Consider the following 7,859-nt stretch of genomic DNA (forward strand, 5'->3'; position numbering starts at 1 on the left):
TGATGGAATGCCGCTACTCATGAGTCTACAGAGTTATAAGTAGCATTCTCTGCCTCGAACGGGCCATGGTCAAGCGAAACGGGCCGTTCTATGGCACAAGTGAGCTGGGATACGCGCAGTTGACGCCCATCAATGCGGGGTCCGGGCGTGTCGGCTCCTAGAGCGAGGGGCGGCTCGGGCTGTTCTCCGGGCCGGTGATGCCAAGGCGACGCGCGAGTGTGCGGAGCCCCTCGTTCTCGGGCATGGGCTTCGGGGTGCGCACTGTGAGGCTTGCTGGCTCGATCCAGATGCGAGCGGCGGTGATCTGCCCTGCCGCATCCCCGTCGACCTCGAACTCCTCCGGGCCGGAGTCGAGGCGGAAGGTGACCTCCTCGACCTGCGCGTAGGTGAGGGCACGCACGTGCTTGCGGCCCTCGAGGAGGATGCGCCTGCCGACATCGGTGCGCCGCATGATGCCGGACTGCACGACGAGGCGACCGTAGATCTGCAGCCAGCCGATCAGGCCGTTGGGCCGCATGATGGCGAGGTCGAGTCTGCCATCGTCGATCTCGGCGTCGGGCAGCAGGTGGAGTCCGCCCGGCATGAGTCCGCAGTTGCCGACCATGACGGTGGCCGCCCGAAGCGAGCGCGCATGCGTCTTGCCGTCGACGCGGAGGCGCAGGTGGAAGTTCGGTCCGTTGGCGACGGATCGGGCGATGCCGCCGAGGTACGCGACCCAGCCGACCTTCTTCTTGAGGTCCTCCGAGGTGTTCGCGATCATCCCGGCGTCGACGCCGACGCCGCCCATGACGGTGAAGGCCATGCGCTCGCGGGTCTTGTCTTCGCGTTCGACGGCGGCCCAGCCGACGTCGATGCGCGCATCCACACCGCCGAAGGCGACCTCGACGGCGCGGGCGAGCGTCGTCATGGGGAGCGTGGAGGGCTTCGCGCCGGGCAGGAGGGTGGATGCGTTCTGCACCATCTCGGACACCGTGTCGGTCACGCCTCCCGCGACCTCGATGCCGATGTTGCGCGCGAGGAGGTTGCCGGTTCCGCCCGGGACCACGCCGAGTGCGACGTCGGTGCCCGCGAGCGTCTCGGCGACGAGCCGAACGGTTCCATCGCCCCCGGCGGCGATGACCATCGTCGCGCCAGCTTCGATGGCCTCCTTCGTCTGCCCGGCTCCTGGGTCATCCGCGGTCGTCTCGAACCACAGCGGCTCCGGCCAGTCGTACCGTTCCGCGCTCTCTGCAGCGGCCGCGCGAAGCGCCTCTGTATCGACCTTCACTGGGTTGACGACGATGGCGGCGAGCTTGTCTGAACCCTGTCGGGCGGTGTGCGGCATGCAGTGAGCCTAAGTCAGTGGCGGTGTGCGTCTGCGGCGAACGCGCTCCTCCGCTCGCGGCACCCTCGACGACTAGGCTTGGACCGTGATCGACGCCCAGCTTCTCCGTGACCAGCCCGACCTCCTCAAGCGCTCTCAGATCTCGCGCGGCAACGACCCCTCGACGGTCGATGCGGCGCTCGAGGCTGACGCTGCTCGCAGGTCCGCGATCTCCGAGTTCGAGCGGCTGCGCGCGGAGCAGAACGCCGCCTCCAAGCTGGTCGCGAAGGCCAGCAAAGAGGAGAGGCCGGCGATCCTCGCCTCGGTGAAGGATCTGGCGGTGAGCGTCAAGGCGGCGAGCCAGGCTGCGAACGAGGCGAGCGCGGCTGCGGATGCGGCCATCGGGCGCATCCAGAACCTCGTCATCGAGGGCGTGCCGGCGGGTGGCGAGGAGAACTTCGAGGTCCTCAAGACAGTGGGCGAGCGCCCGGCGTTCGACTTCGAGCCGCGCGATCACCTCGAGCTGGGGGAGCTGCTCGGGGCGATCGACATGCAGCGCGGGGCGAAGGTCTCCGGTGCGCGGTTCTACTTCCTGCGCGGCATCGGCGCCCGCCTCGAGCTGGCCCTCATGACGTATGCGCTCGATGTCGCGATCCGCAACGGCTTCGTGATGCTCACGACGCCGACGCTCGTGAAGCCGGAGATCATGCGCGGCACGGGCTTCCTCGGCGAGCACGCCGACGAGGTGTACCACCTGCAGGACGACGACCTCTACCTGACGGGCACAAGCGAGGTGGCGCTCGCGGGCTACCACTCCGACGAGATCATCGACATCGAGGCGGCGCCGATGCGCTACGCCGGCTGGTCGACCTGCTACCGCCGCGAGGCCGGTTCGCACGGCAAGGACACGCGCGGCATCATCCGCGTGCACCAGTTCAACAAGCTCGAGATGTTCGTCTACGCGAAGCCAGAGGACGCAGAGGCGGAGCACGAGCGGCTCCTCGGCTGGCAGGAGGAGGTGCTGCAGTCGCTCGGCCTGAGCTACCGCGTCATCGACACCGCCGCTGGCGACCTCGGTTCCTCGGCGGCTCGCAAGTTCGACGTCGAGGCGTGGGTTCCGACCCAGGACGCGTACCGCGAGCTCACCTCGACCTCGAACTGCACGACGTACCAGGCGCGTCGCCTGTCGACGAGGTACCGCACCGAGTCGGGCAAGACCGCGCCGGCTGCGACCCTCAACGGCACGCTCGCGACGACGCGCTGGCTCGTGGCGCTGCTCGAGACGCACCAGCGCGCCGACGGGTCTGTGGCCATCCCCGAGCCGCTGCGTCCCTACCTCGGCGGCCTCGAGGTCATGGAGCCAGTCAAGTGAGCGCGGTGAACCTGCCACAGCAGGGCGCTGCGGGCGAGCGGATGCTCGTCGCGCTCGACATCGATGGCACGATCCTCGGCATCGACGGTGCGATCCCGGACGCGACGTTCGAGCAGGTTCGGCGGCTGCAGGCCGCGGGGCACGAGGTGATGCTCGCCACCGGCCGCAGCTGGGCTGACACGCGACCCATCGCCGAGCGGCTCGGCCTCGACTCGCAGTTCCATGTGTCCGCGAACGGTGCCATGACGCTCGAGCGCGACGCGGTCGCGCAGGGCGGGTACGCGACTCGCTGGATCGAGACGTTCGACCCCACCGAAGTGCTCGTCAGCCTGCGGGGAGCGCTGGAGAACGCGATGTTCGCGGTCGAGGACCCGCAGGGTGTGTTCAAGTACAGCGGGCACTTCCCCGATGGGAGCTTCGAGGCGCGCGGCGAGGAGGTCCCGTTCGAAGGGCTCCTCAACGCTGAGGCGACGCGACTTGTCGTCATCTCCCCGGACCATTCGATCGAGGAGTTCACGGCGGTCATCGAGCGTCTCGGCCTGCACGAGGTCAGCTACTCCGTCGGGTGGACCGCGTGGCTCGACATCGCGCCGGAGGGCGTCAACAAGGGGACGGCGCTCGAGCGGGTGCGCCGCGAGCTCGGCATCCCGATGAACCGGGTCGTCGTCGCCGGTGACGGGCGCAACGACATCGAGATGCTGCAGTGGGCGTCGAACGGCGGCACGGCCATCGCCATGGGCGACGCCCCGCAGGAGGTCATCGACGCTGGCACGGTGCTCGCGCCGGACTTCGCGCACGACGGCCTCGGCGTGGCACTGAGCAGGCTCAGCTAGGCGACGGCATGACCGTCGACGTGCCGCGGAGGCGCCCGCTCGCCGCCATCGGCCAAGCGCTCGACGGCTTCTTCTTCGTCTTCGCGGGACTCGCCGCGATCTGGCTCGCAGTGCTCGTCGCCGATGACTCGTTCCAGGTCGGCTGGTGGGGGATCCTCCTGCTGCTCGCCTTCTGGGGCCTGCTCGCGTACCTCGTCCTGCCGCGCATCCACCGCATCCTGACGACCGTGTACGTGCCCGACTACTTCATCGGCAGGGCGCGGACCAGCGACGGCCTGCTCGGCGACCCCATCAATCTGGGGCTGCTCGGACACGAGGCCGAGCTGCATGATGCGATGCGCGCCGCCGGCTGGACGCGCGCCGACGACATCTCGCTGCGCACGAGCCTCGGCATCATCTCCTCGACGGTCACCCGTCGCAGCTACCACGAGGCGCCGGTCAGCCCGCTGTTCCTCTTCGGTCGGCAGCAGGACTTCGCCTACCAGCAGGAGGTCGCGGGGAACCCGGCGAAGCGGCACCACGTGCGCTTCTGGAAGTGCCCGGACGGCTGGCTGCTGCCCGGCGGCACCCGGGTCGACTGGCTCGCGGCCGGCACCTTCGACCGTGCTGTCGGCTTCTCGCTCTTCACGCTGCAGGTGACGCACAAGATCGATGCCGACACCGACATCGAGCGCGACCATATCGTCGCCACAGTGCTCGAGGGCACACCGCAGGCGTCCGTCGCGGTGCTCAAGGACTTCTCGACGGGCTACCACTCGCGCAACGGCGGCGGCGACTCGATCCGCACCGACGGGAACCTGCCGGTGCTGCAGCTGCCGAGCACCTCCGATGCGCCGCTGACTGTTTCCGAGCCCGTGCTGCTTCCCTCGGCCAGCGGCGCTCCCGGAGGTCGCCGCGAGCCCGTTCCCCGCGACTCGACTCTCCCGGCGCGCTCGACCGAGAAACGCGCCGCCTTCGAGGCGATGAGCGCCTCGAACCCCATCGAGAGCTCGGTCGCCGAGGAGGTGCGCAGACACGGGCGCCCCATCACCATCACGTTCGGCGCGATCGTCGTCTTCGGTCGTGCCCTGCTCGCTCTGCTCTTCTTCGGCGTGCTCGCGCTCATCGGGCCAGATGGCATGCGCGAGGTGCTGAAGGATGCCGAGCTCTCCGGGACGGACGCGGCGGCCCTCGCAGAGCCGGCCTGGATCGCCAGCATGGTCGTTGGCGGGATCGTCGTCTCCTCGACGCTGCTGCTCGGCATCCTCGTGCTGCGTGGCGTGAACTGGGCGCGCATCACGCTGCTGCTCTACGCGGCCGGGTCGATCGCCCTGCAGTTCGGCGGCTGGTGGGCTGGGGATGAGGAAATCAGGTTCAGCACTACCCTCGCGTTCACCGCTCTGGATATCCTGTCCTTGCTGGCTCTGTCAGGGAAGCCGGCGCGTCAGTACTCGCGGCAGCGTTCGTGAGTCTGCGGGTATCGTCCGGGTAACCAGATATTTCACTTTCGGTTACCATGGACACGCGAAGAGCTCGAAAACGATACTGAATCGTTGTCTGAGTGCTTCTGGAGGGCTGTCCGAGCGGCCGATGGAGCTGGTCTTGAAAACCAGTGGGCAGCAATGTCTCGTGGGTTCGAATCCCACGCCCTCCGCCACCAATACCCTGACGTGAGGAACACCGCCTGTGACGCATCCCGGACCATCCCGCGCTCGACGCGGCTACGTTCCGGGCAAGGGCGTGCAGGAGGAGGTCCCGAAGGTGACCTCCGCGCGGCACGGCAAGCAGCATGTGACGACGCCCACGAACTCGGTCGTCAAGACCGGGACGATCGCCCTCTGCGTCGCGCTCGTCAGCGTCATGTTCGTCGGTGCGCTCGCGTGGATCAACCTGCAGTCGAAGGTCACGACCTTCGACATCGCCGACCCGTCAGGCTCGGAAGAGCCGGCGAGCTTCGCCGAGATCGAGGGCGGCATCAACGTGCTGCTCGTCGGCAGCGACGACCGCACCGGTCAGGGCGCGGAGTTCGGCGAGGGCGAAGCCGACGCGGACGGCGTGCTCAACGACGTCAACATGCTGCTGCACATCGCGGAGGACCGCTCGAGCGCCTCCGTCGTCAGCATCCCCCGCGACACGATCGTGAACCAGCCTGCCTGCACCAACGACCAGGGTGTCGCCATGGAGGAGGCCTTCGAGGTCCCCATGAACAGCATCCTCGGCGAGGGCGGCATGAACTGCGTCGTGTCGACGGTCGAGGCGATGAGCGGCATCGAGATCCCCTACGCGGCGATGGTGAAGTTCCGCGGCGTCATCGAGATGTCGAATGCCGTCGGGGGCGTCGACGTGTGCGTGGCGAACGAGATCAGCGACGACTACGTGGGTCTGTACCTGCAGCCGGGCGACTACACGCTCCAGGGCGAGGATGCGCTGAAGTTCCTCCGCACCCGCCACGGCGTGGGCGACGGCAGCGACCTGACCCGCATCGCGAACCAGCAGGTGTTCCTGTCGGCGCTCATCCGCGAGGTGAAGAGCGCGGGAACGCTCACGAACCCCGTCAAGCTGTACGGCCTGGGCGTCGCGGCCACGCAGAACATGACCATGTCGAGCTCGCTGACCGACCCGAACACGCTTGTCAGCATGGCGATGGCGCTCTCGCAGGTGCCCCTCGACAAGATCACCTTCGTGCAGCTGCCGACCGCCGCGTACGACTCGGCGCGAGTGCAGCCACTCGAACCGGACGCCTCCGCAATGTGGGAGCTGCTGCGCACCGACCAGTCGCTGGAGGTCGCGGGCGCACCAGAGCCCACCGAGACGCCGGCCGACCCGAGCGCGACGGTCTCCATCGACCCGGCCACTGGCTGGGAGATCGACCCGACGACGGGCTTCCCCATCGACCCGGCAACGGGTATCCCCGTCGACCCCGCCACGGGGCTGCCGGTCGAGACACCGCCGACGAGTGCCGTGCCGCAGCCCACGCTGGCGGGCCAGCGGGCCGACGAGGAGTCATGCTCCAACGCGAGCTCGTCGCTGTTCTGAGCATCGACGCTTCCTGACCACCCGTGTCTGCTGGCGTCCTGCGCGGGGTCAGGAGATCCATGTTCGCGCGCCTTATGCTGACGAACTCGACGTACGCTCCGGGGGAGGCCCGCACCTGTGACGACTTCTCGACGACGGGGAAGCAGCGCTCAGCGCTTCGACCGTGCCGGTGACGATGGCATCCTGCATCCGGATGCGCGTGGCGGGGTCGCCCAGCATGGCCGCCTGCCCGTCACCTCCGCCGCTCGCTCGCTCGGCAAGGGGCTGCTTGTCGCCCTCTCCGCGGCGCTCGTGAGCCTGCTCGCGATCGGCGGGATCGCGGCGGCGAACCTCGGCGGCAACCTGCAGCTGCTGCCAGACCCGGGTGGGGATGAGCCGCCCGTGGCGTTCGACGAGATCGAGGGCGGCTTCAACATCCTCCTCGTCGGCAGCGACGACCGCACGGGCCAGGGTGCCGAGTACGGGGAAGGCGACGAGGCGGCCTCCGGGGTGCTCAACGACGTGAACATGTTGCTGCACGTCTCGGCGGACCGCACGCACGCCTCCGTCGTCAGCATCCCTCGCGACACGATGGTCGACCAGCCAGCGTGCACCAACGACGAGGGGGTGCAGATGGAGGAACGCTACGAGGTGCCCATGAACAGCATCCTCGGCGAGGGCGGCATGGGCTGCGTCGTCGAGACCGTCGAGTCGATGAGCGGCCTCGACATCCCGTACGCCGCGATGGTGCAGTTCCTTGGGGTCATCGAGATGTCGAACGCCGTCGGCGGCGTCGACGTGTGCGTGGCGAACGAGATCAGCGACGACTACGTGGGCCTCTACCTGCAGCCCGGCAACTACTCGCTGCAGGGCGAGGATGCGCTGAAGTTCCTCCGCACCCGCCACGGCGTGGGCGGCAGCGACCTGCAGCGCATCGCGAACCAGCAGGTGTTCCTCTCGTCCCTCATCCGCGAGGTGAAGAGCGCTGGCACGCTCGCGAACCCGACGAAGCTCTACGGACTTGGGGTCGCGGCGACGCAGAACATGAAGATGACGAAGTCGCTCGCCGATGTCCCGACGCTCATGGGCATGGCTTCGGCGCTCAACAAGGTCGACCTTTCGAAGATCTCGTTCGTGCAGCTGCCGACGGCCGACTATGACGGTTCGCGGGTCATTCCGCTTGAGCCGGATGCGACGGCCATGTGGGACCTGCTGGCGGCGGATCAGCCGCTGTCCGTCGCGGGAGCGCCGGGCGATGAAGGCGCGGTCGCCGACGACGGGACTGCCGGCGATGGCACGACCGGCGAGGATGCGGCGACGGATGCGCCCGTCGACCCCAACGCCCCCGTCGCGACCC

The 7,859-nt window shown here is 68.4% G+C and carries 6 protein-coding genes and 1 tRNA gene; 6 read left to right on the plus strand and 1 reads right to left on the minus strand.

Annotated features, from left to right (window positions below; translation table 11 throughout):
* Window positions 1–157 precede the first annotated feature (157 nt).
* A complete protein-coding gene (locus GV007_RS12245; RefSeq protein WP_160072943.1) occupies window positions 158–1,324 on the minus strand; it encodes a diacylglycerol/lipid kinase family protein in 1,167 nt (388 codons plus the stop codon).
* Window positions 1,325–1,409: 85 nt separating this feature from the next.
* Between GV007_RS12245 and serS the strand changes: the two genes are divergently transcribed.
* The 6 genes from serS to GV007_RS12275 form a co-directional block, all read left to right on the plus strand.
* Window positions 1,410–2,675 carry a serine--tRNA ligase gene (gene serS / locus GV007_RS12250; protein WP_160072945.1) on the plus strand — a complete coding sequence of 422 codons (1,266 nt, stop codon included), beginning with the start codon at window positions 1,410–1,412 and terminating at the stop codon, window positions 2,673–2,675.
* The gene (locus GV007_RS12255; RefSeq protein WP_236558485.1) at window positions 2,672–3,508 is read left to right on the plus strand and encodes an HAD family hydrolase; all 837 of its coding nucleotides are present in this window, start codon (window positions 2,672–2,674) and stop codon (window positions 3,506–3,508) included. The genes serS and GV007_RS12255 overlap by 4 nt, the downstream gene beginning before the upstream one ends.
* An 8-nt stretch (window positions 3,509–3,516) precedes the next feature.
* Window positions 3,517–4,956 (plus strand): LssY C-terminal domain-containing protein, encoded by a 1,440-nt coding sequence (locus GV007_RS12260; RefSeq protein WP_160072947.1) that lies wholly within the window; start codon window positions 3,517–3,519, stop codon window positions 4,954–4,956.
* 100 nt (window positions 4,957–5,056) lie between these two features.
* Window positions 5,057–5,144, plus strand: a tRNA-Ser gene (locus tag GV007_RS12265).
* A 29-nt stretch (window positions 5,145–5,173) separates the two neighbouring features.
* Complete coding sequence (locus GV007_RS12270) at window positions 5,174–6,523, plus strand: LCP family protein (RefSeq protein WP_160072949.1); 1,350 nt, start codon at window positions 5,174–5,176, stop codon at window positions 6,521–6,523.
* 117 nt (window positions 6,524–6,640) lie between these two features.
* Window positions 6,641–7,859, plus strand: a 1,219-nt coding sequence (locus GV007_RS12275; RefSeq protein ID WP_160072951.1) for an LCP family protein, incomplete at its 3' end; no start/stop codon positions are given.

It is taken from the genome of Pseudoclavibacter sp. 8L, assembly GCF_902506465.1.
In the GTDB taxonomy this organism is placed as follows: Bacteria; Actinomycetota; Actinomycetes; order Actinomycetales; family Microbacteriaceae; genus Pseudoclavibacter.